Source organism: Ahrensia kielensis DSM 5890, assembly GCF_000374465.1.
Classification (GTDB): Bacteria; Pseudomonadota; Alphaproteobacteria; order Rhizobiales; family Rhizobiaceae; genus Ahrensia; species Ahrensia kielensis.
In genome coordinates this window covers 1-26,027 of the sequence record NZ_KB894535.1, presented here as the reverse complement: position 1 = coordinate 26,027, position 26,027 = coordinate 1, and the positions used below count along the sequence as shown (strand labels likewise).

Here is a 26,027-nt window from a genome sequence, read left to right as displayed (position 1 = left end):
CATTCCTAGCTTGAGGGAGAGCGCTAATGATGCGCCCTCCCGACACAACTATTTCTAGCGGAAAGAAATTTCAGCGAGTTGCAGCTCGCTGTTTGTAGCGATTGATGGTTCAAAATCCAGCCGCTCTGATACACGAGTATATCCAACCATATGGAACATCACGATATCAGATATGATATCATCATGGAGACGCGCAAAGAGTTGCTTCCACAAATCAGCACGCGTTTCACCTGTAGCCACAGTCGCTTCGTCGATTAAACGATCCACCTCATCATCTTCCAGCACGCTCTGAAGGCCGTCAGAATGATATTTGAAGAACATGCTAAAGACAGGATCACCTTTAGCGTTGTCATGTTGCAACTGAATGATCTGTGGTGAGCGATCTTCCGCAAACGGTTTCGTATAGAAATTTTCCCACTCTGCGACATCATACATGTTCAGATCGACTTTAAAGCCTGCATCTGAAAGCATGGCTTGCATAGCCTCCATCACTTCCGTTCCGTTTGGAAAAATCCCTGTGCGTCCAATCAATTTGATAGGAGTATCGACCGGCACTCCATCAGCCCGCGCTTCTTCGATTAAACTGCGCGCTTTTTCTGGATCATATGGATAGGGAGTTAAATTATCATTGGAACCGATTGTCGTTGGCGGTACGATTTGAGTAGCGCTCACCACTTCAGATGATAATATGCTTCCCTTAAACGCTTCACGATCAATCGCTAAATTAAGCGCTTCACGGACACGTCGATCATTTAGTGGTGCAACTTGGGTATCAATACGCAAGAAGAAAGTCTCGGAGTTTGGATAAGCAAAATCTGTGTCAGTATTCGTCGCATCTTGAACAGCAATATTGGGTACAATATCTGCCTCACCATTTTCAACCATCAGTGCTGCCACTGATCTGTCCGAACGGAACAAATAGGTCGCTCCCTCGACCTCAGGAGTTTCACCCCAATAACTAGGGTTGCGTGACAAACTAATGCTCTGTCCAGCTTTCCATTCATCAAAAATGTAAGGTCCCGTTCCAACAGGACTGCGCGTATGTTCATCCATCGCAGTCTCTTCAGGTACGATAGTCATTGTTGACATCAAAACAGGCAAGATCGGCTGCGCTGGGTTTGTCGTTATCTCGATCGTTTGTGGGTCGATAACATCTGTTGAGATATCTAACCCGCCAAAATATTTAACGCCTATTTCGCAGTTAATTGCACCGGAAGTTGTACGTGCAATTGAATGCGCGACGTCTTTTGCATCAAATGCAGTACCATCAGAGAACTTTACCCCCTCACGCAACTTGAACTGCCAAGTATCATCATCAACCTGCGTCCAAGACATAGCTAATCGCGGCCGCAAGTCGGCAGAACGCGGATCTAGCACTGTAAGCGTTTCAGAGATGTTCTGTAGTACAACGCGACCGACATCTGAACGTGATGCCATACAAGGGTCAATAAGCTGAGCCTCTTCGCCCAACACAATTTTGACGCGTCGCTCATCTTGAGCATACGCTGGAAAGCTACAACCAAGCAGTAATGCAGCAACTAAGCCGCGGTGCAATGTAAATGACATCATAATCCTCCAAATGAATGTCAGCATACATTCAGCATATAATTCATTATTGTCAACTAAATTGTTAACATTTTTTCTAACAATCCTCAAGACGCTCCTGAAACGCCGTACTTTAATTCATAGGCGGTACGATAAGCTTGACTGGAGGCAGGTATGTGTTCGCGTACGGCCTGAACATAAGTCCACGTGTCCGACCCACGTAAAGAGCTTACAATTGCAGCATGCTGCTGAATTACCCGCTCAAGATGACTAGCATCAAAGTACTTTACCGCTCGAACGATATGAACCTTGCGTGCATATTGCTCTATTGCATCTCGAAGCTTTTCGTTAGGACAAGCAGAAAATTGAATACTGTGAAAAGCGAGATTGTGACGAAAAACGGCCCTAAGATCCCCCTTAGCTGCAGCCTCTTTGTGTTCTTGATTCTTGATTTCAAGACTTTCAATTAATGACGGATGAGCTGGCAAAGGGGTCTGCGAAGCCGCATGGCTTTCCAACAACAGGCGGATTTCATACAGTTCATCAATCTCTTTTGGCGTAGGTTCAATTACACGCACTCCACGATTGGGAATCTTTTCAACCAACCCCTTCTCCTGAAGAATAGAGAGTGCCGAACGAAGATTATAGCGCGATAAACCAAATCTTTCGCCAAGCTGATCCTCCACCAGCTTACCTCCAGGAGGATAAACTCCAAATACTATATCTTCTTCGATTCGACTGATTATCTCGTCTGTCATGACTAAATTGACCCTTTAACGCACCAAGATCGGTAAATCTTTATTGGAATTTGATCTGTAGATTGTCAATATTATTGTTGCGCAACAACGAAACCTCTCTTCCCACATTTTTATTGCAATAAACAAACTCAGCAAGCCAGAACAAACACCAAACGCTAGACTTTACAGAAAAATTCAAATTCAAAATTACCTGATAACACAGCGGCAAATAACTTTTCCACATAAATAATGTTAACAATTATGTTGACATTATTTATTAAAAAAGTGAACCATGTGAGGGAATTTTGTGTGCTGCCAGAGCACCAATGAAAATTGAAACAGCGAAGAAGCCAAATGGAACTTCGTTGGTAAGCACGTCTTCTAAAGGACAAAACGCATGCGTAAGAATAAGTTGAAAGAAATTTTTGCCGAAGGACGGCCAGCAATAAATGCTTGGCTCTCTATAGGCTCTAGTTATGCCGCTGAAGGTGTCGCGCGACAAGGTTTTGACAGCGTCACCATTGATTTTCAGCATGGAATGATCGGGTTTGATACTGGCCTGACCATGTTTCAAGCTATTTCAACAACGGATGCAGTGCCCCTAGCGCGCGTGTCCTGTAATGATGCAGCTCAAATCATGCATATACTTGATGCAGGTGCTTACGGCATAATCTGCCCAATGATATCGACGGAAGAAGACGCACGCTCATTTGCAAGCGCATGTAAATATCCAAGCCAAGGCAGCCGCTCTTTTGGTCCCTCACGCGGACTTCTATATGGCGGAGATGATTACTTCGCTAATGCCAATGATGAAATTCTAGTTATTCCCATGATAGAAACGTGCGAGGCAGTAGAAAACATCGACGCAATTCTATCTGTTGAAGACGTTGACATGATTTACATTGGACCAAATGATCTTGCGCTGGCCTATGGCGAACGCCCCGGCCAGGGCACAGACGGTCCTGCGACAGCTGAAGCTATTGCACAAGTTCTGGAGCGAACACGTGCGGCAAAGAAGTTAGCGGGTGTATTTTGCGCAAATGGAGAAGCTGCACGGGCCAGAGTGGAGCAAGGCTTTGATCTTGTAACACCGGGCAATGATTTAGGTGCCCTAACACGTGAGCTTAGATCTGCGGTTGCGACCATAAGAGGTTCTGAAGTCGGCATACAGATGAAAGCTGGCGGGTACTGATAGACCGAACAGTTTGATCAACACATAAACAACGCGCCTATAGGCGCCAACACCACTGCCATTACTTATGCAAGAATTATCTACTGCAAACATTGGCAATGGCGCTAACGACCATGGAGCACTCAATGATTTTAGGCGCAATTGGTGACGATTTCACAGGTTCATCGGATTTAGGGCTAACATTAGCAAACGGTGGTTTACGTACCACACAATATGTTGGCGTACCTTCGAAACCTGCAGACAACGAAGTGGAAGCTGGCATTGTGGCGCTCAAAACACGGACCATGCCGGTGGAAAATGCTGTAAAAGCATCCCTTGCCGCCTATCGGTGGCTTCGCGATCAAGGCTGCCAACAAATCTTACTTAAATATTGTTCGACGTTTGATTCACGCCGCGATGGCAACATTGGACCCGTTATTGAAGCGCTGATTGAAGAAGTGGGCACATCCGCTCCCGTTATCGTTTGTCCTGCCTTCCCTGCAACTGGCAGAACAATCTACCAAGGACACCTCTTCGTAGGCGATCGTTTATTAAGCGAAAGCGGCATGGAGGCGCACCCTTTAACCCCGATGGTAGATCCTGACATTAGGCGCTGGCTTGGATATCAAACCAAAAGCCCCGTTGGACATCTGACGCTTGATGATATTCGCAATGGGAAAGCAAGAGAAGCACTAGTAAGCGAAACGAACTCCGGACGGCAAATTATCGTTTGTGATGCCATCTCTGACTGCGATTTGAAAGCGCTTGGAAAAGCTGCTGAGGGCTTTCCCCTTATCACCGGAGGATCAGGTATAGCGATTGGTCTACCTGAGCTTCTAATAGGCACTACACATAGCTTAGCGTCTTGGCGCGGTGAAAAAGGTCCTGCGCTTGCAATCGCTGGTTCGTGCTCAAAGACGACGCGGACGCAAATTGCCTATCATCGTGAAAATGGAGGGGCCCAACACAGAATTGACGTGTCAGCCCTATTCGACGGCCAAGAAACCGTGAACGATGTGATTAATTGGGCAATGGCGCAAACTACTTTACCATTGGTCTACACCTCCGATGACCCACAAGTAATTAAAAATAATCAACAAAAATTTGGAACTGAAAAGTCCGCACAAATCGTTGAAAATTTCTTCGCACAATTGGCCAGAGCGGCAGTTGAAGCTGACTTCGTTCGACTAATTACAGCTGGCGGCGAAACTTCAGGTGCAGTCGTCGAAGCGCTTGAGGCCGACACACTGGAGATTGGGCCTACAATTGCCGTTGGCGTACCAGCGTTGCGCGTATCAGGTCGTAATCTGGTATTGGCATTGAAATCCGGTAATTTCGGCGCTGAAAACTTTTTTACGCATGCTGCCCAAAAATTGGAGGAAACATGACTATAGAATCCAATTTACGAGAGTCCATCTGCCGACTTGCAAAATCGATGTTTGACCGCGGGCTAACAGGTGGAGCATCGGGAAACATTTCTGTGCGGCTGGACGACGGCGGACTACTTGTAACCCCGACAGGCAGCTCATTTGGAGCACTCGATCCTGCAAGACTTAGTCTGTTTGACAAAAACATGAGACATAAGAGCGGCGATGCCCCAACAAAAGAAATGCCACTTCACAGTGCATTTTATGAAACACGTACTTCAACTGGTGCGGTCGTGCATCTTCATTCCACCCACTCCGTTGCATTGTCTATGCTACCTGACATAAACCCCGACGATGTTTTACCGCCGCTTACACCCTATGCGATTATGCGCCTCGGACGTGTGAAGCTTCTTCCGGTATTCATGCCTGGAGATACAGCAATGGGGGACGCATTACGTGGGCTCGGCGGCAGACGTTCGGCTGTATTGTTAGCAAACCACGGTCCTGTCGTTGCGGGGCATGATCTTGAAGGTGCGGTCAATGCAATAGAGGAACTAGAAGAGACGGCAAAACTAGCAATCCTAACGCGCGGCCTATCCCCTCGACATCTAACATCTTCGCAAATTGCCGAGCTCAACCGCAAATATAATCCGGAAGCTAACGCATGAACCATTATCGCTTTTCTGCCAATACCGGTTTCCTATGGAAAGAGTTGCCCTTTATTGATCGTATTCGTAGAGCCGCCGCGTGTGGTTTTGATGCCGTTGAGTTCCATGACGAAGCCCAACAGGCTGACACATTAGCGCTGTCCGATGTACTTACCGAGGCTGGGTTACGAGTATTAGGGCTAAATGTACGTATGGGCGAAACAGCCGGTTGTGCAGCCATAGCCTCACGCGAAAAAGAAGCACTAAAAGATATCGACATCGCCATAGAGACCGCCCAGCGGATCGGTGCTGGTTCAATTCATGTTCTCGCTGGACGTACAGGTGATGAAGGTAATCGTAGCAGTTATTTACGCGCGCTTCGCCATGCACTCAATGCAAGCGATATTACGATACTAATCGAGCCAATTTGCCGTGCCGCAATGCCCGATTATTTCCTGCATGACATTGATCAGGCCGCCGAGATTTTGGATGAGATTGATAATCCACGATTACGTATTTTGTTCGATTGCTACCATATCGAAGCCGAGCATGGAGCGATGATGGAGCAGTTCCATAAACACAAAAGCCGGATCGGCCACATCCAAATAGCGTCATTTCCAGAACGGGCAGAACCAAACCAAGGAAGTATCGACTATGGCATCGCTTTGAGAGAATTCTTAGCAGCAGGTTACGGTGGTTTTTTCGGATGTGAATACAACCCAAAAAAAGCGGTTGAGGTTGGGCTGAGCTGGCGAGATCAATTTCAATTAAGTTAGAGCATTTGACCTTGAACTGCTCCCCAACTGCCGCAGACGCTTCATCTCAGATGGCATAAGCCGGCATAGTTCTTAAGCCAATTATAACACGTCGCCACGCCGATCCCGGCCTTGCGACAGACTTCGGCAACAGAAGCATCACCCTCAGCCTGCTTCAAAACAAACGCGATTAGCGTTTCTGAAAACTTCGATGCTTTTATGGAACTCTCCTTCTCCCTCAGCAGGGATTATAAGTGGAAAATTCCAGCTTTAAATGGTCCAATTTACTGGGGGCAGACTAGCAATGGAGCAAACTCAACCAACATCACATCCCACGCTCAGTCACCGAAGCTTGATATGTCTCAAGACTACGGATCAAGTGCAGCCCGTTTGGAACATCCATGCGGTTGCAAAATTCTGACCAGACCGCACCATATGGCAAATCTTTCATCTCTTCGGTCATCATTAGGCGAGATGTAAAATCGAGCCCCGCTTCAGCCTTTTTCAATTGCCTCAATGGTTGCAACAAAGCACGCAAAAGCGCTTTTTGCATATTGCGCGTCCCAATAATCCATGCAGCCGTGCGGCTGATCGTGGCATCAAAGAAATCAAGGCCAATAGATGTACGCTCCAGCAGATCGGCTCCAACAAGCTCCTGTGCTACAGCCAAAATATCGTCATTAAGCAAGATCACATGATCACTATCCCAGCGCATTGGGCGCGAAACATGAAGCAATATTCGATCAAGCGATAATGAAACAGCACTCAGTTTATCGGCAATGTTCTCGGTTGGGTGAAAATGGCCCATATCAAGGCAAAGCAACATTTGCTTGCGGATTGCGTAACCAAGGTAAAATTCATGACTTCCAACGGTGCATGCCTCAACACCGATACCAAATAATTTGCTTTCAACCGCATCAAGCAGATGCGCCTTATCATGACTGGGTGCAGTCATCGCATCAAGTGAAGCCTCAAGTCGCTTGCGTGCGGCTAAACGATCAACAGGAATGTCTTTATAGCCATCCGGCACCCAGATATTATTGACACAGGCCGACCCCATCTCGCGGCCAATATGCGCGGCGATATCGCGTGAACGTTTGCCGTGCTCGATCCAGAAATCACGTATACCCTGATCGGGGTGCGACAATGTCAAATTGTCGTCTGCCTTGTCATGAGCAAAGAATGTCGGATTAAAATCAAGTCCAATCTTTTGCGTTTTCGCCCACTCTACCCATGGTTCAAAATGCTTATATTCGATTGCATCACGGTCCGGTGTCTCATCGCTATCCAAATACATAGCATGCAGATTTAGCCGGTGATTTCCCGGTATCATGGAATAGGAAAATTCAAGATCAGCGCGCAGCTCATCTGGTGTGCGTGCACGACCTGGATGATTACCCGTTGCCTGTATACCGCCGCCCGAATTGCCTGACTTTTTCTCAAAGCCAACAACATCGTCGCCTTGCCAGCAATGCATAGAAATCGGTATGGATTTGAGACGCTCTAAAGCTGCGTCCGTGTCCACACCCCATGCAGCAAAAGCATCTGCTGCGTTTTTGTAATCAGACATAATCGGTCCTCCCAAACCAGTTTAGCGTGTGAACGCTTGCACGTTGCCGGCATCGACATTGATAATATTGCCCGTCGATTTTGCAGACGCGTCAGAAGCAAGAAAATAAGCCGCTTCTGCAATATCTTCCGGCAGAACCGAACGTTTAAGCATCGAGCGTTGGCGGTACATGTCTTCAAGCCCGTCTTTGTCTGTCTGGTAGGTTGAGGCGCGCTGATCAAGCCATTCGCCGGACCAGATTTTAGAGCCCTTAAGCACCGCATCAGGATTGACAACATTCACCCGAATACCGACTTCCGCACCCTCCAACGCCAAACAACGTGCCAAGTGAATTTCAGCAGCTTTCGCTGTACAATAAGCCGATGCATTTGGCGAAGCGGCAAGGCCGTTTTTAGATGCAACAAACACAATTGAACCGCCCAAATCCTGCACCCGCAAAACTTTGAAAGCTTCACGCGACACAAGAAAATATCCGGTCGATAGAATATCCATATTCTTGTTCCATAGCGCCAATGTGGTTTCCTCCACAGGCGCAGAGCTGGCGATACCCGCATTAGACACCAGAATATCAACACCGCCATATTCAACCGATACGTCCGCGAATGCACCGATCACTGCCGTCTCGTCCGTGACATTCATCAGTACTGTGCGCACAACATCGCGGCTGTAACGGCCGCTCAAATTATCACCAGCAGCCTTTAACGCTGTCTCGTCAATATCGGCCAGCACAACACAGGCACCTTCTGACAAATAGCGCTCAGCTGTCGCAGAGCCGATACCGCCAGCGCCGCCTGTGACCAATGCGACACGTCCCGCCATAGACTTTGGCTTTGGCATGCGCTGCAATTTGGCCTCTTCGAGCAACCAATATTCAATATCAAATGCTTCTTGTTCTGGCAGACCGCAATATTCTGACACCGCTGAAGAGCCACGCATCACATTGATTGCATTGATGTAGAACTCGCCTGAAATCCGCGCCGTTGCCTTGTCTTTAGCAAAGGTAATCATACCCACACCCGGCACCAAATAAACAACCGCGTTTGGATCGCGCATTGGCGGGCTATCATCATGCTTGCAGCGTTCATAATAGGCCGCATAATCTTCGCGGTAAGCAGCAATTGCAGCTTCGAGACCCTGCAAAGTCGCATCGACATCGGGATTAGCAGGATTAAAGTCAACAACCAGCGGGCGGATTTTTGTGCGCAAAAAATGGTCTGGGCATGATGTGCCAAGCTTTGCCAGCGCTTCCATATTATGGGCGTTAACAAATTCAAGCACTGCATCGCTGTCATCAAAATGGCCAACCATATGCTGCTGTGCGGACACCATACCGCGAATAGCAGGCATCAATCGCGATGCAACAACGTGGCGGGCATCAGCATCAATGCTTTGATGTTTAGCGCCACCAAAAGCTGCCTGTCCTGCCGTTTTTGCCGTAAACCAATCCATTGCTTTTTGAATGATCTCTAGTGTTAGTTCATAGCATTTTTTAGCATCGTCATCCCATGTGAAAAGACCATGGCTTTCCAATACAACGCCTTTGGCATCAGGGTTTTCAACACAGAACTTTTCCAACCAAAGACCAAGCTCAAAGCCCGGACGCTTCCAAGGCAACCAGCCGATACTGTCGCCAAAAATCTCTTGCGTAAGCTCTTTTGAATTCTTTGCCGCAGCAATTGCGATAATCGCATCGGGATGCATGTGATCGACATGTTTTTTCGGAACATAAGCATGCAGCGGCGTGTCGATGGACGCCGCGCGTGGATTAAGATTGAACGTACAATGTGGCAGATAGCCAACCATCTCGTCTTCAAACTCAAGACCGCGATAAATATTCTTCAGCGCCCGCAACTTGTCCATATAAAGCGTTGAGAAACCATCCATTTTAATGGAACCAACATCGCCGCCCGAGCCCTTAACCCATAGCACTTCGACCATGTCTCCGGACAGCAGATCCTTTTCCATCACCTTGGCCGACGTGTTGCCACCGCCATAGTTGGTAATCCGCTTATCAGAACCTAAAAGGTTTGATCGATAGAGCAAAAGTTCCGGCTCGCTCATGCCTTTGGCACGGCTATCATCCCATTTATTTTCCAAATTGGTGATATGTGAATCAGTCGGTTTGTTGGTATCGAGCATAGTTTTCTCCCATAAGCCCGGTGTCTCTCACGGACTTCTTTGCGCAAAATCGTTCAAGATCGACAGATTGTCAATCACAAACAATCAAAAAACGTCATACTGCACTGCGTCATGATTATTTTTGATTGTTTGTGATTGACAACGATCTATTTCAGTGTGATGTTTTGGCTGGGAGGCCATCAATGCACGAGAGCGAACGCCACAGAATTATACTGTCTGCTGTACAGGAAAAACCGGTTGTCACTGTTCAAGAAATGGTGGAGCTAACCGAATCTTCCGAGGCTACGATCAGGCGCGACATTGCAACATTGCATGTGCAAAAAAAGCTGCGCCGTGTGCGCGGCGGCGCTGAATCAATTAGTCCTCCGCAATTTGTCGGTTTGGCTGGGCGCACATTCAGCGTCAACGAAACGATAAATACAGCGCAAAAACGTGCCATCGCGTTGAAAGCTGCTGAACTTTGCGAAGATGGCGATCCAATCATTATTAATGGTGGCACAACGACGTTTCAAATGGTGCATCCACTCGCCTCACGGCGCTTGCAGGTTTTCACCAACTCTTTTCCAATTGCCGAACACCTGCTCAAAAATTCCAAGAACACGGTTGTCGTATCAGGCGGTGTAATCTACCGCGAGCAAAACATTATCCTGAGTCCTTTCGACAATGATGTTACGCGCAATTTCTACGCCAAACGCATGTTTATGGGCGCGCAGGGCCTTGGACCTCTTGGTCTGATGGAGGCTGACCCCCTACTCATTCAAGCTGAACAAAAACTCATTAATCAGGCAGACGAGCTAATCGTTTTGGCCGATTCATCAAAATTCAAAAAACGTTCCAGCCTTATTTTGTGTCCGCTTGATCGGATCACCAAGATCATCACGGACGACGGCATAGATGATAAATCCGCCAGCATCTTGGAGGCTGCTGGTGTCGAATTAATCATCGCCGCACATGTAAGGAATGACGCCGCTTCAACGGCAGCTAACGCTGCTGGATGAATATATCCGAATGCCTAAACCAGGGAGGAACCTATGAGCATTCTAAAAAAACTACTGACGACAGCCGCTGTCGCAGCAACGATCATGATCTCACCAGCCCAAGCGCAGGAAACAAAGCGTATTGCGCTTGTCGTCAAAGCACTTGGCATTGGCTTTTTTGAAGCAGCTGCAAAAGGCGCTGAAGAAGCAGCCAAAGAACTTGGTGATGTGGAAATCATCTACACTGGCCCTACTGATACAACCGCAGAAGGCCAAATCGAAGTTATCAACTCATTGATCGCTCAGAATGTGGACGCGATTGCTGTATCGGCGAACGACACGGATGCTTTGGTGCCAACGCTCAAAAAAGCAATGGACCGTGGCATCACCGTTATTTCTTGGGACTCAGGCGTTGCCAAAGAAGGTCGCCAAATGCACCTAAACCCATCATCAAACCCGCTAATCGGTAACATGATTATCAAGCTGGCTGCCGACAATCTGCCAGACGGCGGCGATGTCGCGGTTCTTTCTGCAACAACAACATCCACAAACCAAAACACTTGGATTGAGGAAATGAACAAGGTTATGGGCAACTATCCTGGCGTCAATGTTGTAGCGACAGTGTATGGCGACGACAAAGCTGATAAGTCCTACACAGAAGCACAAGGCCTTATGAAGTCTCACCCTAATTTGAAGGCAATCATTGCCCCGACATCAGTGGGTATCGTTGCAGCTGCGCAAGCGGTTACAGATGCAGGTAAAGCTGGCGAAATCAATGTGACTGGCCTTGGCCTTCCATCTGAAATGGCAGGCCATGTTGATAGCGGCGCATCCAAATCATTCGCGATCTGGAACCCTATTGATCTTGGATATTCAGCAACAATGATCGCTTACAACCTTGCCTCTGGCAAAGCGACAGCAGAAGCCGGTGCGGAAATTCTAATGGGCCGCATGGGCGCTGTGACGCTTGATGACAATACGGAAGGCGCAATGGCCGATCCATTTGTCTATGACGCGTCAAACGTCGCTGACTTCAAAGACATTTTCTAATCAACATAACGGACGGGCGGCGCCAATGGTGACGCCCGTTTTCCTTTCAAAAAGGCCCGTATAATGCTTACCTCGGACCCCACCGCGCATAAAACGACCAAAGCTGCGCTTTCATTGCGCGGTATCTCGAAAGAATTTCCAGGCGTTAAAGCCTTATCGGATGTTTCGCTAAACTTGTACCCGGGTCAAGTTACTGCACTTGTTGGTGAAAATGGTGCGGGCAAATCAACAATCGTAAAAATACTTACGGGCATTTATCAGCCCAACGCTGGCACGATTGAAGTTGCCGGACAAAAAACAGAATTTCCAAATGCCCATGCGGCCTCAGCTGCGGGCGTTACCGCCATCCATCAAGAAACAGTTTTATTTGACGACCTATCTGTTGCAGAGAACATCTTTATCGGCCATGCGCCGCGGGGCCTATTTGGTCTTATTGACCGCGCCAAAATGAACGCGAACGCGCAAGCCATTCTTGAGCAGGTAGGCGCGGACATTAAACCAACCGCACGCCTGCGCGATTTGGGCATTGCCAGCAAACATATGGTTGCTATTTCGCGCGCGCTTTCTGTTGATGCACAGGTCGTTATTATGGACGAACCAACCGCGGCCCTCTCGCACAAAGAAATTACTGAACTCTATGACTTGGTCGAAAAGCTTAAAGCTGACGGCAAAGCAATTTTATTCATCAGTCATAAATTCGATGAGATATTTCGCATTGCCGACCGCTACACGGTCTTCCGCGACGGACAGATGGCTGGCGAAGGCTTAATTAAAAATGTGAGCGAAGATGAATTGGTCACGATGATGGTTGGCCGCTCCGTTGATCAAATTTATCCGAAAAAAGAAGTCAAAATTGGCGACCCTATTTTGACCGTTAGTGGTTACAGCCATCCAACTGAATTCGAAGACATGAGCTTCGATTTACGCGAAGGTGAAATTCTAGGATTTTATGGCCTTGTCGGCGCTGGCAGAAGTGAATTGATGCAGGCATTATTCGGCATTACCAAGCCATCCAAAGGCGCGATAAAAATCGCTGGTGAAATTGCGATTGTACGTTCTCCGGCAGAAGCGATTGGGCGCGGCATTGTTTATGTGCCCGAAGATCGCGGCAAACAGGGCGCAATTATCGGCCTGCCGATTTTCCAAAATGTCACCCTGCCCTCTCTGCACAAAACGTCAAAACAGGGCTTTTTAAAACTGGCTGAAGAATTCAAACTAGCGCGAGAATATACCGCGCGGCTTGATCTGCGTGCTGCATCTCTCGATCAAGATATTGGCGAACTATCAGGTGGAAACCAACAAAAGGTGGTCATTGCCAAATGGTTGGCTACTCAGCCACGTGTCATCATTGTCGATGAGCCGACAAAAGGCATTGATATTGGTTCAAAAGCCGCCGTGCATGAATTTATGGGCGAGCTCGCAGCCAATGGGTTGGCAATCATCATGGTGTCATCTGAACTGCCCGAAATTTTAGGCATGGCTGATCGCACAATCGTTATGCGCGAAGGCCGCAAAGCAGGTGAATTTACCCGCAGTGAAATGACCGCCGAAAAGCTGGTCCGCGCCGCCGCAGGTATCAAGGAGAAAGCAGCATGATAAAGCAGTTTATCAAATCGCGTGAAGCGCTTCTTGTTCTGGCAATATTGATTTTGCTTGGCCTTATTTCAACACGCTTTTCTGGGTTCATCGCTCCTCAAAATATGGCGAGCGTTTTTCAAGACACATCCATTCTCATCATGCTGGCTCTTGGCCAGATGGTTGTTATTTTGACGCGCTGCATTGATCTTTCCGTAGCATCAAACCTTGCACTCACAGGTATGGTCGTCGGCCTCATTAATGTCGCAGCGCCTGACCTTCCCGTTCCAGTTTTGTTATTGGTTGCCATAACACTGGGGGCGTTTTTAGGTGCCATCAACGGTATTCTGGTTTGGAAAGTCGACATTCCACCCATCGTCGTTACACTTGGCACATTGACAATTTATCGCGGTATTATCTTCCTCGTATCTAACGGCGCATGGATCAACGCCCATGAGATGAGTGCCTCTTTCAAGGCATTTCCGCGCTATGAATTATTAGGCCTACCCGTTCTGTCTTGGATGGCAGTTGTCACCATTATTCTGTTTTACTTACTGGTTGTGCGCACTCCATTAGGGCGCGCGTTCTATGCGGTTGGCGGTAATCCTCATGCTGCCGTTTACACAGGCATCAATGTCGGCTTCACACGCTTTATGGCTTTTGTCATTGCTGGTGCGATTTCCGGTGTCTGTGGTTATCTGTGGGTATCGCGCTATGCGGTTGCCTATGTCGATATTGCAGGCGGGTTTGAATTAGAAGTCGTCGCTGCTTGTGTCATTGGCGGTATATCCATTGCTGGCGGTATCGGCACAATTGGCGGGGCTGTGCTGGGCGCTTTATTCCTTGGAATTATCAAAAACGCCCTACCCGTTGTTGATATTTCCCCCTTCTGGCAGTTGGCAATTTCTGGTTCCGCAATCATTATTGCTGTTGCGGTCAATGCCAGATCCGAGCGCAAAAAAGGCCGGATTATTCTTAAAAAAGCGGAGCATGCACAATGAGCAATGATTTTACCGCACGCAACATTCCCGACCGCCTGACTTCGCGCGACCAAAGAGCGCTTAAAAGCTGGGAAACCTTGCTCGTGATCATTGCGGTGATGGTGTTTGTCATCAATGCACTTTCATCGCCCTATTTCCTAAATCCGTGGAACCTATCGGATGCGACATTCAACTTCACCGAAAAGGCAATGATTGCTTTTGCAATGGCAATGCTAATTGTGTCAGGTGAAATCGATCTATCTGTCGCGTCGATTGTCGCATTAGCATCAACGGCTATGGGCTTTATGATGCAAGCAGGGTTCGACACGCCCACGCTGGTATTAACCGGACTTACCGTTGGTGTTTTATGCGGTGCGTTCAACGGCGTTTTGGTTACTCGGTTGGGCCTGCCGTCCATCGTTGTTACCATTGGTACAATGAGCCTGTTCAGAGGCATCTCATACATCGTTCTCGGTGATACAGCCTATAATGGCTATCCATCCAGCTTTGCATTTTTCGGCCAAGGTTATGTCTGGTGGGTTATCTCGTTTGAACTGGTGTTGTTTGTAATCTTTGCTCTTATTTATGCGGTTATTTTACATAAGACGAATTTTGGACGTGCAGTATATGCCATCGGTAACAATCCGATTGGCGCAAAGTTTTCTGGCATTCGCGTCGAGCGCGTCAAGTTCATTTTATTCCTCTTAACAGGCCTAATGTCCGGTATTGCAGCTGTGTGTTTGACCTCGCGCCTTGGTTCAACACGGCCCTCTATCGCCTTTGGGTGGGAGCTTGAAATTGTAACAATGGTCGTGCTTGGCGGCGTCAATATTTTGGGTGGTTCTGGCACTATTCCAGGCGTAGTTCTTGCCGCATTGATAATGGGTATGGTGACCTTTGGCTTTGGCCTTTTGAATGTACCGGGCATTGTGATGTCGATTTTCATCGGCCTGCTGCTTATTGCAGTGATTGCCTTGCCGCGCCTTTGGACTATGGCCAACGCCGCACGCGCAGGACGCAAAGCGTAATGGAAAAGGTCGCGTTCAAAATGCAACTTAAAGCCGGTTGCGAAGCTGAATATAAAAAGCGTCATGATGAAATTTGGCCTGATCTTCATGCGCTTTTGAAGAAGGCTGGCATATCGGACTATTCTATCCATCTTGATGCCGAAACATCCGTATTATTCGCGGTCCTATGGCGCAAAGATAATCACACTATGGACGACTTGCCCTCCCACCCTATTATGCAAAAATGGTGGGCTTACATGGCCGACATAATGGAAACAAATGCGGATCAATCTCCGGTAGCAGTGCCGCTTCTTAACGTCTTCCATATGGATTAGATGATGACAAATTTCATAGCTGTTATCGACATAGGAAAGACCAACGCAAAGGTCGCGATCGTTGACAAAGAAAACTGGTCTGAAATCGCGGTACGCACCACGCCCAACAGCGTTTTAAATAAAGCGCCCTATCCGCATTTTGACATAGAAGGTCTATGGAAATTTATCGTTCAATCGCTTCGTGCGCTCAACGATTCACACCCCATTTCGGCAATTTCTATTACAACGCATGGTGCGTCGGCTGTATTACTGGATAATGACGGACAACTTGCATTACCGATGCTTGATTATGAGCATGATGGGCCTGATACAACCAAACCCACCTACCAAAAAATACGCCCCAATTTTGCAGAAACCGGATCGCCAGAATTGCCGCTCGGTCTTAATCTTGGCGCACAATTATTTTGGCAACAAACGTTATTTGCTAAGGAATTTTCACAAGTTCAATCAATCGTCACCTATCCACAATATTGGGCATTTCGGTTAACAGGTGTTCTGGCAACAGAAGTCACGTCACTTGGATGTCACACGGATTTGTGGAACCCTTGGGAAAACAAATTATCATCGCTTTGCACCCTGACCGGCTGGGGCAAACTTTTAGCACCGATCCGCAAAGCCAACGATATTTTGGGAACGATCACACCGAAAATTGCCTCTGAAACGGGCATATCTGCCAATGTTCCTGTTTATTGCGGTATCCATGATTCCAACGCTTCGCTTTATCCGAATTTACGCCAACGCAAAGGCCCGTTCAGCGTAGTATCATCGGGCACATGGGTCATCTGCATGGCAATTGAAGGCAACAACATTAAGCCCGATCCAGCACGTGACACTCTGGTCAATGTGAGCGCCTTTGGCGATGCAGTGCCATCGGCACGCTTTATGGGCGGGCGCGAATATGACCTATTGTTGCAAGGCCAAACCGCTGATTGCAGTAATAATGACATTGCCACCGTTTTGGAAAAGAAAATCTACCTGCTGCCCGCGGCAGAAAATCGCTCCGGCCCGTTTCAAGGCTATGGACAAAAATGGCTGGGCGATGAGCCTGCTGATGGTGTGCGCTACGCGGCTATTTCGTTTTATCTGGCGATGATGACATCCGTCTGTTTGAACCTGATCGGAGCGCAAGGACCAATCATCGTTGAAGGCCCGTTTTCGCGTAATCGTCCATTTCTCGATATGTTATCGGCAGCCACTCAAGGGCCTGTTATTGCTGCATCCAAAAGTGCAACAGGTACAAGCATTGGTGCGGCTATGCTCAGCGCTGATGATAGTGCGATCGCCAAACTTAACAGCGCAACAAGCGAGCAAGAAATAGACTGCACAAAAAGCAATCACTTAAATTCATATGCCGATAGTTGGCATGAAGCAGTCCGAAATATGAAGCGCAAACCTTCATCAACTTTTACCTGATTGATGCCTATAAGAACGGGCAAAAAGAGGCATTTTAAAAATGCCTCTTTTCTTTTTAGTTATCAATATGAACGCTTTGGATGCCATTCTTATCGCGGATAGCGTCTCGAACAACGGCCTTGATGAGCGCAATGCACATTAAGAACATGACGAGACTAAATGGCAATGCGCCAATTACCATTGCGGTTTTAATCGCACCTAAGCCGCCAACAATGAGCAGACCGCCAACCACGAAGCTAAGTGCGACACCCCAGAAAATTATGTGAGCGCTGCCTTTAGGGCTTTCTTCGCCTGCAGCATTAATTGTATTCACAATCAGAATTGCAGAATCTGCGGTGGTAACGAGATAGGTGAGCAGAAGAACCACGACAATAGCGGTCATAATCCACGCAAATCCACCCGACAAAATAAGCTCCAGCATAACGAATAGCTGGCTTTCCTGCCCTGCACCCGTAATGGCATCACCTGCTGAACCATTCAAGGTTAGGTCAATTGCAGTACCGCCAACGACGGTGAACCAGAAAAAACACATTAATGATGGGATCACGACAGAGCCCAAGACATATTCGCGAATTGTCCGGCCTTTGGATATTCGAGCAAGGAAAACACCAACGAAGGGTGCGAAAGCAATCCACCAAGCCCAGTAGAAGACGGACCATCCACCTTGCCATGAAGCAAGCGCGTCTCCCGTTTCAGTACCGTCAGTGTGCCAAACTGTGAAAAGTAGTTTTGGCAACTGTAGCAAATATTCCAGCAATCCCCAAAAAAGAGAATTGAAGCCAAAAAAGGTCGACCCAAACAGCAAGAAGAACGCAAGCAAGAAAAAGCTAAGCCCCATATTCAGGTTCGACAACCATTTAATACCTTTGCCAACCCCTGAGAGCGCTGACAATGTTGAAGCGCCAAGAATAACAATGAGGGCAAAAACAACACCAGCAGAGCTAGGCTTCCCATCGGCATTGATAATCCACTCGCCAATTCCAATGCGGCTCAATCCGGCAACAAACTGTTCAACGCCAAATCCTAAAGTTTGAGCAACGCCAAGTATGGTGGCAACGACAGCCACAATATCAACAACATGTCCCAAGCCGCCAGATAGGTGCTTGCCAAACAAAGGCGTCAGTCCAGAACGGATCGTTAAAGGCAAATTACGACGGTATGAAAAATATGCCAAGGATAACCCAACCAGCGCATAACATGCCCAAGCAGATAATCCCCAATGTAGGAAAGACCAGACATAAGCTGGTGTAACATTTTCCGCAGAATACCCGACCACTTCGCCCTTGATAACATTTGGGTTCGTGGCAAAATGATACATTGGTTCTGCCGTGGCAAAAGTAAGCATGCCGATGCCTATTCCTGCACCGAACATCATGGAGAACCATGAGAAGTTTGAAAACTCTGGCTTATCATTTGCAAGTCCCAGTTTTAAACGTCCAGTTGCGGGTAGCACTGCCAATGCGGCACATAGAATTAAGAACACTGCAGCGACATAAATATACCAGCTTGCAAAATTCTTAAGCATCTGGCCATTGAGCGCATTGAGTACAGTCGCTGCATTTTCTGGAACTGATATGGCCCACACAATAAGTGCGCTAACCAGTATTTTGGATGTGATTGCAACATGTTTGCTGAAACCAGAATAAAAGCCGCTGTCTGCGGTTTCTATCGGTAGTTTCATTAATGGGGGTAGTTTGGCCATATCTCCTCCTTTATGGCGTGGTGCATCAGGCAAGCCTCTCCAGCTGGCGACCACACTGGTGTTCGCCATTGCCTATGTGATGCGGTTATGTGGAAAACAGACCGCAAAGGCCTGTATGCCATTAGGTATCAGTGCTTCTCATTGAAGCGATGCACCAATTTATAAATCAACTCGGCAGATATTCCTCACTCCAGCTTTCACTCAGTTGATCGGTTTTTAGTATCGCTTCTATTGCCGTGTCGCTATAACCAAGCTCACTCAAAATCAGTCTTGTTGAACTACCAAACTTCTCTGTTGGAGATAATGCAAACACGCGCCCACGTTTGCTGCGAACTGCATATGGATCGAGCTGCGTTATCTCATGACCACTAGGATGATCGCGGTAAACTGAGAACGAATAGCTGCCGTTATCCACGCCCGTCGTACCGTCTGCTTCATGCGTATTTTCCGCACGCAATGCATCTATATTATCACAAATAGCGCAGGCAATATCAGCCGCCCTTAATCGCTCAATCCATTCAGTTGCAGGATACATCTGAAAAGCTGTTGCTAGAAAAGATGCACGGTTCTCCTCATCTATCTCCGGCAGTTCTTCTAAGTCAGGCACATTCTTAAATCTGGGAAGATCTGCTTCATACGCACTTAGCAATATGTAGATTCCCGATGCTGTGCTGTAAAATCGGCTTAAAGCATTGTAACCATTGACATCAGGGCCTGATGGTTCATCAAAAAGACTGCGTCCCTTATAGTCATAACAAAATGGTATTTGCAGCAATCCACTGTTTGCACTAAGCGACGTGCGACCGCGTCCAATGCGCCCAAAACGATGTTTTTGATAAAGCGCGCTTGCAACAGCCAAGGCACCACCAAAGCCGCACATCACATCAATCGTACCAACATGTGCGTGCTCTTCTGGACGGTCCATAGCCCCGCCAAAGCGCAGCATAATACCTGTCGTAGCCTGCACGAGATCATCATAACCGATAAAATCTGTCCGCACGCCGCGACGCACACCGCTAAAACAATCGAGCTTACAGAAAATTGCATTCGGATTAAGCTTACGCAGATTTTCTGCATCAAGCCCCATACGCTTAATCTGACTATCAGGAGCATTCCAAACAATGACATCAACTGTTTTGATAAGATCTTCAAAAACTTTTCGCCCGTGTTCAGAAGTCGCATCAGCCAAGATTGAACGCTTACCGCGTCCTTGGCTGAGACCATAAACAACAGTGTTCCAACTATCATAAAGCGGCTTAGCAGGATCTAGCTTAATGACCTCCGCACCAAACCGCGCTAGATAGCTGACCGAATGAGGGCCAGCGATCACATTACACATATCAAGCACACGCACACCAGAAAGCCACCCTTCCTGCTCTATGGCATCTGTAGGGTCAGGCAATTCGGTGCGAAATTTACGTAATGTCTTTAATGCTTCTTCAAATTCAACAGAACGGCGCGCTGCTGGTTTCAGCGCTTCTTCACCGCTCTCCTCCATCCACACCACTGGCCCTGGCTGCGTCATCTCCCCATATTCTGGATCCCAGACATCAATCATTAAGCCAGACATTTCAGCGTATTCGTCGTTAATCCATTCTTGTAACCACCGCTGCGGCGCACCGGGAATTCCAGCACGACCAAACATACGTTTCCATTCGTGCGATGTTCGCGTCATGAACACATCTTTCATGCGAGCGGCGATTTTATCGGCCCAAACTTTTGGCATTGGATAAACGCCAAGTGACGTATCAGACGCCCACTCTGCATGAGGCTTGTAAGTATCGTCTTCCTCACTCAACCCTTCGGCGACCATTTCCTCATATATGCCTAAGACCTCAAGGCAGCGTCGCGCATGATATTTATGGCTCGGACAAACAACATAAAACATACGGCCGTCTTTGCACATATAACTGCGGAAAAATGGGTCGAGCAATTCTTGCAATTCATCGTAAGGCACATTCATTGGAAGGCCTTCGATGCGCCGTCTTTCGATCTCAACTTCGCGCTGTGTTAAATAGCGCACCGGCATGTCTGCAACTTTGATCGAGTTGTAGCACAACCCCTCCATCACGGCTGCAGCAAGCGGCACTTCTATTTGATCACCGAGCCCCGTCAATTGACGCGATTGAAGAGCAAGCACTGTTGCTGACGCTGCAATTTGAGATGCATAAGCTGATGCTAATGGCAGTGGTGAAAAAGACGGGCTCAATCCCATCAATACACGATTCAAGCCCATATCTGTAAATACGCCCGAGCTTGCCGCGATGACACTTTCAAAAGCGCGCAGCTCGCACCGCTCCGCATCATTGGATGCAAAGCCTGGCAGTGACACAGTAATTAACGCCGGATGTTTCTCCCGTAAAACGGCAAAATCGACCCCCAGTTTTGCCAATTTACCCGGACGGAAATTTTCAATGATAATATCCGCTTCAGCACACAAAGACAGCGCCTTGTCCAACCCATCTTTTGTTTTCAAATCAAGATTAACAATGAGCTTATTGCGCATAAGGCTTGCATTGGCAGGGCTATCCCACATTGGTCCCTCAGGCGGGTCAATATGAACGACAGTCGCGCCAAGATCACCCAACAACATTGCAACCGCTGGACCAGCGATATACTGGCCAAAATCAACGACTTTAACGCCGCTCAAAGGTAGTTTGGAAAAAGAGGTAGACATAGTATCTCCAGGAAAAAAGCAAACTCACGGCCGCGCATCACTGCCCAGACAATATCCATCCGGCAGCTTTTTCAGCGATCATCAGCGTTGGGGAATTTGTGTTGCCACTGACAATTTCGGGCATGATGCTCGCATCGACCACACGCAACCCATCAACACCTTTGACGCGCAAATGCGGATCAAGCACCGCCGTAGGATCATCTGAACGTCCCATTTTGACCGTACCGACAGGATGGAAAATTGTATTAGCGATATCTCCTGCGAGCTTCGCCAAGTCATCATCGCTTTGATACTGAATGCCGGGCTTATATTCCTCTGGCTCATAAATCTGCATTGCGGGCTGCGCCATAATTTCGCGCACTTGTCTCAAGCTGTCTGCTGCAACTTTACGATCATCTTCAGTTGCAAGATAATTCGGTGAAATTTTAGGCGGGTCGCGATAATCATTTGAACGGATTTGCACAGTACCGCGGCTGGTCGGATTTAAGTTGCAAACACTCACGGTCATCGCAGGAAAATCATGTAGATCTTCGCCGAACGCTTCCAAGCTGAGCGGTTGAACATGATATTCCAGATTAGCATGAGAACGGCTAGGATCAGATCGTGTAAATGCGCCAAGCTGGCTAGGCGCCATGCTCATTGGGCCAGAGCGCTTGAACAAATATTCTGCGCCGATCATCGCTTTTCCAAACAGGCTTTTTGCCACTGTGTTGAGTGTGCGCGTGCCTTTAACTTTAAACACAGCCCTGATTTGAAGATGGTCCTGCAAATTCTCACCGACAGGCGCATCAACATGAACCTCAATACCGTGAGCCTTTAATAATGGTGCAGAACCAATACCTGATATCTGTAAGATTTGCGGAGAATTTATCGATCCTGCCGATAGGATAACTTCGCGTTTTGCACGAATAAAAATTGATGAACCGCCATAATTTATCAGGGCGCCGACACACCGCAAACTACCATCATTTGCTGGTTCAATTTTTAATATTTCGACCTGTGCCTCAGTCCAAATTGTCAAATTTTGACGCGTCTTTGCGGGTCTTAAAAAGGCTTTTGTTGTGTTCCAACGCCAGCCTGAACGTTGGTTGACATCGAAATAGCCAACACCGCTATTATCACCACTGTTGAAATCATCCGTTCTTTCAACGCCCATTTCCACAGCGGCGTCAGCAAATTTATCCAGCACATCCCAATGCAAGCGCTGCTTTTCTATGCGCCATTCACCGCCATGCCCGTGCATATCTGAAAACCGGCTATTACTACCCGTTGCAGGGTCTGCGCCATCATCAAGCTTATAATGGTCTTCATGAGCCTTAAAAGAATCGAGCGCATTTTCCCAGTTCCAAGCATCTTCGCCTGTCAGCTTTGCCCAATTGTCATAGTCACGCGACTGACCGCGCATGTAGATCATGCCGTTGATGGATGAGCATCCGCCAAGCGTTTTACCGCGCGGATAGCGCAATATACGCCCGTTCAACCCCTTGTCGGGTTCAGTATTATACATCCAATCCGCACGTGGATTACCTATGCAGTAAAGATATCCAACCGGAATATGTATCCATGGATAAGTGTCAGGCTTTCCAGCCTCAACGAGCAAAACTTGATTTGCGGGGTCGGCGCTCAACCGATTGGCGAGCAGGCAACCAGCGGAACCGCCACCAATAATGATAAAATCAAATTCTTTATTAAATTCAGACATGCGCCGCCTTCCAACTCTTTAAAAGACAACGAAAGAAGGAGAAGAGCAGATCACGGTTTGAAAAATTACACGCAAATGTGGTGCTATTTACATACTCAAGACGTGCCACGCCTCCTCCAAGCGCGTCATCTGAACTTAGAATATGGAAAATTTCGGATTTTCCTAATGACAAATGGTACATAGTGATATTACAAAATTTTATATGGAACGCTTTTTCAATCTCAACAATATCCAAGCTTTTGTAACCGTTGCCCGTGAGGGCAGTGTATCTCGCGCAGCTGAGTTATTAAATTTAACGCAGCCTGCCGTCAGTCATCAGCTAAAGCGGCTGAGCGCTGAAACCGGTGTTCAACTGTTTCAACGAACACCTAATGGCCTGCAAATTACACAGGACGGCGCGGCCATTTTGCAAAAAGCAGAAGCGGTGCTTGTGGCCATGAGTGACTTTCGCCGGACCGCACGGCAACAGTTTGACCGTGTAACTGGCACCCTCAAAATTGGCACTATCGTCGACCCAGAATTCATCCGCCTTGGTCGATTACTCCATCAATTAAGATCAGATTTTCCTGATATTGCGACGGAATTGATGCACGGCGTGAGCGGTGAAATATTGAACCGCTTAAAACGCGGCCAAATTGATGCAGGCTTTTATTTAAGTGATCCAAATTTAATGGATCATATGGTTGGCGATGAACCCATTCACAGCGTGAAATTAGCAGATTTTTCTTACCGCGTGATCGCGCCCGCAGGCTGGCAGAACCGTATAAAAACGAGTGATTGGACTGAGTTGGCAAAGCTACCTTGGATCGGAACACCTGAGACATCCGTTCACAATCGTTTGCTTACTTCTATTTTCGATAAACATGGCTGCAAGCAAAACATCGTCGCGCTTGTTGATCAGGAAGCATCAATGCTGGAAATGGTGCGATCAGGCGTTGGGTTAAGCCTTTGCAGGGAATCCATCGCGCTTCACCAACGGCAATCTTTTGGCCTTTCGATATGCGAAACGCTTTCCGTACCTGCTTGCCTGAGCATCGTTACGTTGGAGCGCAACAAAGACAAAAATACAAGCTCCGCCCTCTTTGATGTTATTAATTCCATCTGGGATCTTCGCATGAAAGATCGATGAGCGACTATCTATTCATGCGGCACAATGGGGTTGATCTGCACCCACGAAATCGGATCATCTAAATTCAAAATCTTCCATTTATACTCTCTGCTAAATAAGAAGACTTCCGTCAAAACAATCGAAGTTCTCAGAAACCCAAATTGCGTGTGTTTCTAAGAATCGGAAGGCTATGTCTCAGTTGTCGGTGTCCACGCAGCAACCTTCTAATCTTGGGTAAAATCTTTGCCGGCCTTATGCAGTTTGAGCAGAAGCATTAACGGTAATTGGAAGATGAGAGAAATAGATTAAAGTAGATAGTCACTGATAACTGTGACATGATGCTTACATTGCTATTTATGCAATCAATACACCAGCTAAATGCAATTGCATAAGACTCATTTATCAGCCCACTCAGCACCCCAAAGCGCCAATGCCTCGCGCTTTTCATCGTGATAGCTATAGAGATTATAAGTGCCTTGAACACCGCCAACTTCATGCCCTAAAACGCGTTCAATATGCTCTTGGGGTACTTTCCTTCTTGCAAGCTCCGTAGCAACAGTCCGGCGAATATCGTGGTAGGTCCAATCAGAGAAGCCCACTATTCGGTCGATTCTAGTTTTAGCTTTCGAAAACCCTGAAATTGGCTTGTGCCCAGCGGTGGTAGAAAACAAGTGATCCGCGCCTTCGTAAACGGGGAGATCTGACAGAACTTTTGCAATTTCCTCCGTGACAGGAAGTAGCTGTGGGCGTTTTGTTTTTCGAATGGCACCGGGAATTTCAATTGCCGGGACGCCATCTACCTTCGTGAACCACCTCACTTGCATTTTCGCAATTTCATTTCGGCGCTGACCAGTAAGAATGAGTAGCTTTACGAATGGACCAAATGGGTATCCAATTTCTCCAGCAGCACGCCAAATCTTTTCTATTTCTTCTGCGCTCAGAACCCGTTCTCGCTGTACATAAACAAGGCTCGGCATTTTGGCACCCGCCAGCGGGTTTACGGCAATGTATCCGCGATCCGCAGACCAGTTTAAAAATTTGACAAGATGCTTTCTAACTTCACGTGCAATAGCTTCACCACGCTTAGCGGTCACGGTATCAAGCAACTGAAAGCATTTACCTCTGTCAATTTCGGAAATCTGAAGACCTATAAATTCAGGAATTACAAAGCGCCTTAGAAGACTCTCAGTATCTTTCCACTTCTTCGTTTGAGGCTTTACATAGAGCTCGATAAACTCTTCGCATACCACTTCAAAACGGCAGGCGTTACGCCGCAAAAGTTCTAACTTTTTAAGATCCGAAGGATCATTCCCCTCCTCTGCGTGCTGATATGCCATCCGTGCTTTTTCACGGGCCTCTTCCAACTTAACGATAGGGTACTGGCCTAGTGTCAGGCGCTGCAATTTGCCCCGCATACCATCCTCACCACGACCGGCAATTCTGTACATAAGAGACCACGACTTGCGGCCTTTGGATCCGACTCTGAGCACCAATCCAGGCGTCAATGTATCGAAGACATCGTATCTTTCACCTGCATTTACAGATAAGCGCTGGATAGAAAGTTCAGTTA

General features: G+C 47.5%; 20 protein-coding genes and 1 pseudogene. 12 read left to right on the top strand and 9 right to left on the bottom strand.

What is annotated here, in order from left to right:
* Positions 1-54: 54 nt before the first annotated feature.
* Both C504_RS0115945 and C504_RS0115940 read right to left on the bottom strand, forming a co-directional pair.
* On the bottom strand, positions 55-1,566 hold the full coding sequence (locus C504_RS0115945) for an ABC transporter substrate-binding protein (RefSeq protein WP_018690372.1): 1,512 nt from the start codon (positions 1,564-1,566) through the stop codon (positions 55-57).
* An 86-nt stretch (positions 1,567-1,652) separates the two neighbouring features.
* Entirely contained in the window at positions 1,653-2,303 is a 651-nt protein-coding gene (locus C504_RS0115940; RefSeq protein WP_018690371.1) for a GntR family transcriptional regulator, read from the bottom strand.
* Between the two features lie 376 nt (positions 2,304-2,679).
* Here C504_RS0115940 and C504_RS0115935 point away from each other — a divergent pair, with 376 nt between their 5' ends.
* The 4 genes from C504_RS0115935 (at position 2,680) to C504_RS0115920 (ending at position 6,243) form a co-directional block, all read left to right on the top strand.
* Positions 2,680-3,474, top strand: a complete 795-nt coding sequence (locus C504_RS0115935) for an HpcH/HpaI aldolase family protein (protein ID WP_018690370.1) — start codon at positions 2,680-2,682, stop codon at positions 3,472-3,474.
* 125 nt (positions 3,475-3,599) lie between these two features.
* A complete protein-coding gene (gene otnK / locus C504_RS0115930; RefSeq protein ID WP_018690369.1) occupies positions 3,600-4,841 on the top strand; it encodes a 3-oxo-tetronate kinase in 1,242 nt (413 codons plus the stop codon).
* Positions 4,838-5,488: a 3-oxo-tetronate 4-phosphate decarboxylase gene (gene otnC / locus C504_RS0115925; RefSeq protein ID WP_026317585.1), complete on the top strand. Its 651-nt coding sequence runs from the start codon at positions 4,838-4,840 to the stop codon at positions 5,486-5,488. The genes otnK and otnC overlap by 4 nt, the downstream gene beginning before the upstream one ends.
* A complete protein-coding gene (locus C504_RS0115920; RefSeq protein ID WP_018690367.1) occupies positions 5,485-6,243 on the top strand; it encodes a hydroxypyruvate isomerase family protein in 759 nt (252 codons plus the stop codon). Before otnC ends, C504_RS0115920 begins: the two co-directional genes overlap by 4 nt.
* A 24-nt stretch (positions 6,244-6,267) precedes the next feature.
* On the opposite strand, the pseudogene C504_RS18625 reads toward C504_RS0115920, so the two are convergent.
* From C504_RS18625 to C504_RS0115910, 3 genes and pseudogenes are all read right to left on the bottom strand, one after another.
* Positions 6,268-6,443, bottom strand: a pseudogene (locus C504_RS18625) (transposase); the annotation flags it as partial.
* Between the two features lie 104 nt (positions 6,444-6,547).
* Positions 6,548-7,792, bottom strand: a complete 1,245-nt coding sequence (locus C504_RS0115915; RefSeq protein ID WP_018690366.1) for an L-rhamnose isomerase — start codon at positions 7,790-7,792, stop codon at positions 6,548-6,550.
* 21 nt (positions 7,793-7,813) lie between these two features.
* Positions 7,814-9,931 carry a bifunctional rhamnulose-1-phosphate aldolase/short-chain dehydrogenase gene (locus tag C504_RS0115910; RefSeq protein ID WP_018690365.1) on the bottom strand — a complete coding sequence of 706 codons (2,118 nt, stop codon included), beginning with the start codon at positions 9,929-9,931 and terminating at the stop codon, positions 7,814-7,816.
* Between the two features lie 182 nt (positions 9,932-10,113).
* Here C504_RS0115910 and C504_RS0115905 point away from each other — a divergent pair, with 182 nt between their 5' ends.
* The 7 genes from C504_RS0115905 (at position 10,114) to C504_RS0115875 (ending at position 17,268) form a co-directional block, all read left to right on the top strand.
* Positions 10,114-10,929 (top strand): DeoR/GlpR family DNA-binding transcription regulator, encoded by an 816-nt coding sequence (locus C504_RS0115905; RefSeq protein WP_018690364.1) that lies wholly within the window; start codon positions 10,114-10,116, stop codon positions 10,927-10,929.
* Positions 10,930-10,962: 33 nt separating this feature from the next.
* The gene (gene rhaS / locus C504_RS0115900; protein ID WP_018690363.1) at positions 10,963-11,958 is read left to right on the top strand and encodes a rhamnose ABC transporter substrate-binding protein; all 996 of its coding nucleotides are present in this window, start codon (positions 10,963-10,965) and stop codon (positions 11,956-11,958) included.
* A gap of 63 nt (positions 11,959-12,021) precedes the next feature.
* The gene (locus tag C504_RS0115895) at positions 12,022-13,554 is read left to right on the top strand and encodes a sugar ABC transporter ATP-binding protein (protein ID WP_018690362.1); all 1,533 of its coding nucleotides are present in this window, start codon (positions 12,022-12,024) and stop codon (positions 13,552-13,554) included.
* Complete coding sequence (locus C504_RS0115890; RefSeq protein WP_018690361.1) at positions 13,551-14,534, top strand: ABC transporter permease; 984 nt, start codon at positions 13,551-13,553, stop codon at positions 14,532-14,534. The genes C504_RS0115895 and C504_RS0115890 overlap by 4 nt, the downstream gene beginning before the upstream one ends.
* Positions 14,531-15,541 carry an ABC transporter permease gene (locus tag C504_RS0115885; RefSeq protein ID WP_018690360.1) on the top strand — a complete coding sequence of 337 codons (1,011 nt, stop codon included), beginning with the start codon at positions 14,531-14,533 and terminating at the stop codon, positions 15,539-15,541. Before C504_RS0115890 ends, C504_RS0115885 begins: the two co-directional genes overlap by 4 nt.
* Positions 15,541-15,855, top strand: a complete 315-nt coding sequence (gene rhaM, locus C504_RS0115880) for an L-rhamnose mutarotase (RefSeq protein ID WP_018690359.1) — start codon at positions 15,541-15,543, stop codon at positions 15,853-15,855. Before C504_RS0115885 ends, rhaM begins: the two co-directional genes overlap by 1 nt.
* Positions 15,856-17,268, top strand: a complete 1,413-nt coding sequence (locus tag C504_RS0115875) for an FGGY-family carbohydrate kinase (RefSeq protein ID WP_018690358.1) — start codon at positions 15,856-15,858, stop codon at positions 17,266-17,268.
* 55 nt (positions 17,269-17,323) lie between these two features.
* Here the strand turns inward: C504_RS0115875 and C504_RS0115870 are convergent, their stop codons facing one another.
* From C504_RS0115870 to C504_RS0115860, 3 genes are all read right to left on the bottom strand, one after another.
* Positions 17,324-18,970 carry a BCCT family transporter gene (locus C504_RS0115870; RefSeq protein WP_026317582.1) on the bottom strand — a complete coding sequence of 549 codons (1,647 nt, stop codon included), beginning with the start codon at positions 18,968-18,970 and terminating at the stop codon, positions 17,324-17,326.
* A 166-nt stretch (positions 18,971-19,136) separates the two neighbouring features.
* On the bottom strand, positions 19,137-21,647 hold the full coding sequence (locus tag C504_RS0115865) for a CoA transferase (protein WP_018690356.1): 2,511 nt from the start codon (positions 21,645-21,647) through the stop codon (positions 19,137-19,139).
* A gap of 37 nt (positions 21,648-21,684) precedes the next feature.
* On the bottom strand, positions 21,685-23,349 hold the full coding sequence (locus C504_RS0115860; protein ID WP_018690355.1) for a GMC family oxidoreductase: 1,665 nt from the start codon (positions 23,347-23,349) through the stop codon (positions 21,685-21,687).
* 202 nt (positions 23,350-23,551) lie between these two features.
* Here C504_RS0115860 and C504_RS0115855 point away from each other — a divergent pair, with 202 nt between their 5' ends.
* A complete protein-coding gene (locus tag C504_RS0115855) occupies positions 23,552-24,478 on the top strand; it encodes a LysR family transcriptional regulator (RefSeq protein WP_026317581.1) in 927 nt (308 codons plus the stop codon).
* Positions 24,479-24,852: 374 nt separating this feature from the next.
* Here C504_RS0115855 and C504_RS0115850 read toward each other — a convergent pair.
* Positions 24,853-26,027 (bottom strand): tyrosine-type recombinase/integrase (locus C504_RS0115850; RefSeq protein ID WP_018690353.1); only part of this gene is annotated, 1,175 nt, incomplete at its 5' end.

Excerpts from the sequence above, each read along its gene's own strand:
- C504_RS0115945 (WP_018690372.1), bottom strand. The coding sequence starts at position 1,566 with ATGTCATTTACATTGCACCGCGGCTTAGTTGCTGCATTACTGCTTGGT.
- C504_RS0115940 (WP_018690371.1), bottom strand. The coding sequence starts at position 2,303 with ATGACAGACGAGATAATCAGTCGAATCGAAGAAGATATAGTATTTGGA.
- C504_RS0115935 (WP_018690370.1), top strand. The coding sequence starts at position 2,680 with ATGCGTAAGAATAAGTTGAAAGAAATTTTTGCCGAAGGACGGCCAGCA.
- otnK (WP_018690369.1), top strand. The coding sequence starts at position 3,600 with ATGATTTTAGGCGCAATTGGTGACGATTTCACAGGTTCATCGGATTTA.
- otnC (WP_026317585.1), top strand. The coding sequence starts at position 4,838 with ATGACTATAGAATCCAATTTACGAGAGTCCATCTGCCGACTTGCAAAA.
- C504_RS0115920 (WP_018690367.1), top strand. The coding sequence starts at position 5,485 with ATGAACCATTATCGCTTTTCTGCCAATACCGGTTTCCTATGGAAAGAG.
- C504_RS0115915 (WP_018690366.1), bottom strand. The coding sequence starts at position 7,792 with ATGTCTGATTACAAAAACGCAGCAGATGCTTTTGCTGCATGGGGTGTG.
- C504_RS0115910 (WP_018690365.1), bottom strand. The coding sequence starts at position 9,931 with ATGCTCGATACCAACAAACCGACTGATTCACATATCACCAATTTGGAA.
- C504_RS0115905 (WP_018690364.1), top strand. The coding sequence starts at position 10,114 with ATGCACGAGAGCGAACGCCACAGAATTATACTGTCTGCTGTACAGGAA.
- rhaS (WP_018690363.1), top strand. The coding sequence starts at position 10,963 with ATGAGCATTCTAAAAAAACTACTGACGACAGCCGCTGTCGCAGCAACG.
- C504_RS0115895 (WP_018690362.1), top strand. The coding sequence starts at position 12,022 with ATGCTTACCTCGGACCCCACCGCGCATAAAACGACCAAAGCTGCGCTT.
- C504_RS0115890 (WP_018690361.1), top strand. The coding sequence starts at position 13,551 with ATGATAAAGCAGTTTATCAAATCGCGTGAAGCGCTTCTTGTTCTGGCA.
- C504_RS0115885 (WP_018690360.1), top strand. The coding sequence starts at position 14,531 with ATGAGCAATGATTTTACCGCACGCAACATTCCCGACCGCCTGACTTCG.
- rhaM (WP_018690359.1), top strand. The coding sequence starts at position 15,541 with ATGGAAAAGGTCGCGTTCAAAATGCAACTTAAAGCCGGTTGCGAAGCT.
- C504_RS0115875 (WP_018690358.1), top strand. The coding sequence starts at position 15,856 with ATGATGACAAATTTCATAGCTGTTATCGACATAGGAAAGACCAACGCA.
- C504_RS0115870 (WP_026317582.1), bottom strand. The coding sequence starts at position 18,970 with ATGGCCAAACTACCCCCATTAATGAAACTACCGATAGAAACCGCAGAC.
- C504_RS0115865 (WP_018690356.1), bottom strand. The coding sequence starts at position 21,647 with ATGTCTACCTCTTTTTCCAAACTACCTTTGAGCGGCGTTAAAGTCGTT.
- C504_RS0115860 (WP_018690355.1), bottom strand. The coding sequence starts at position 23,349 with ATGTCTGAATTTAATAAAGAATTTGATTTTATCATTATTGGTGGCGGT.
- C504_RS0115855 (WP_026317581.1), top strand. The coding sequence starts at position 23,552 with ATGGAACGCTTTTTCAATCTCAACAATATCCAAGCTTTTGTAACCGTT.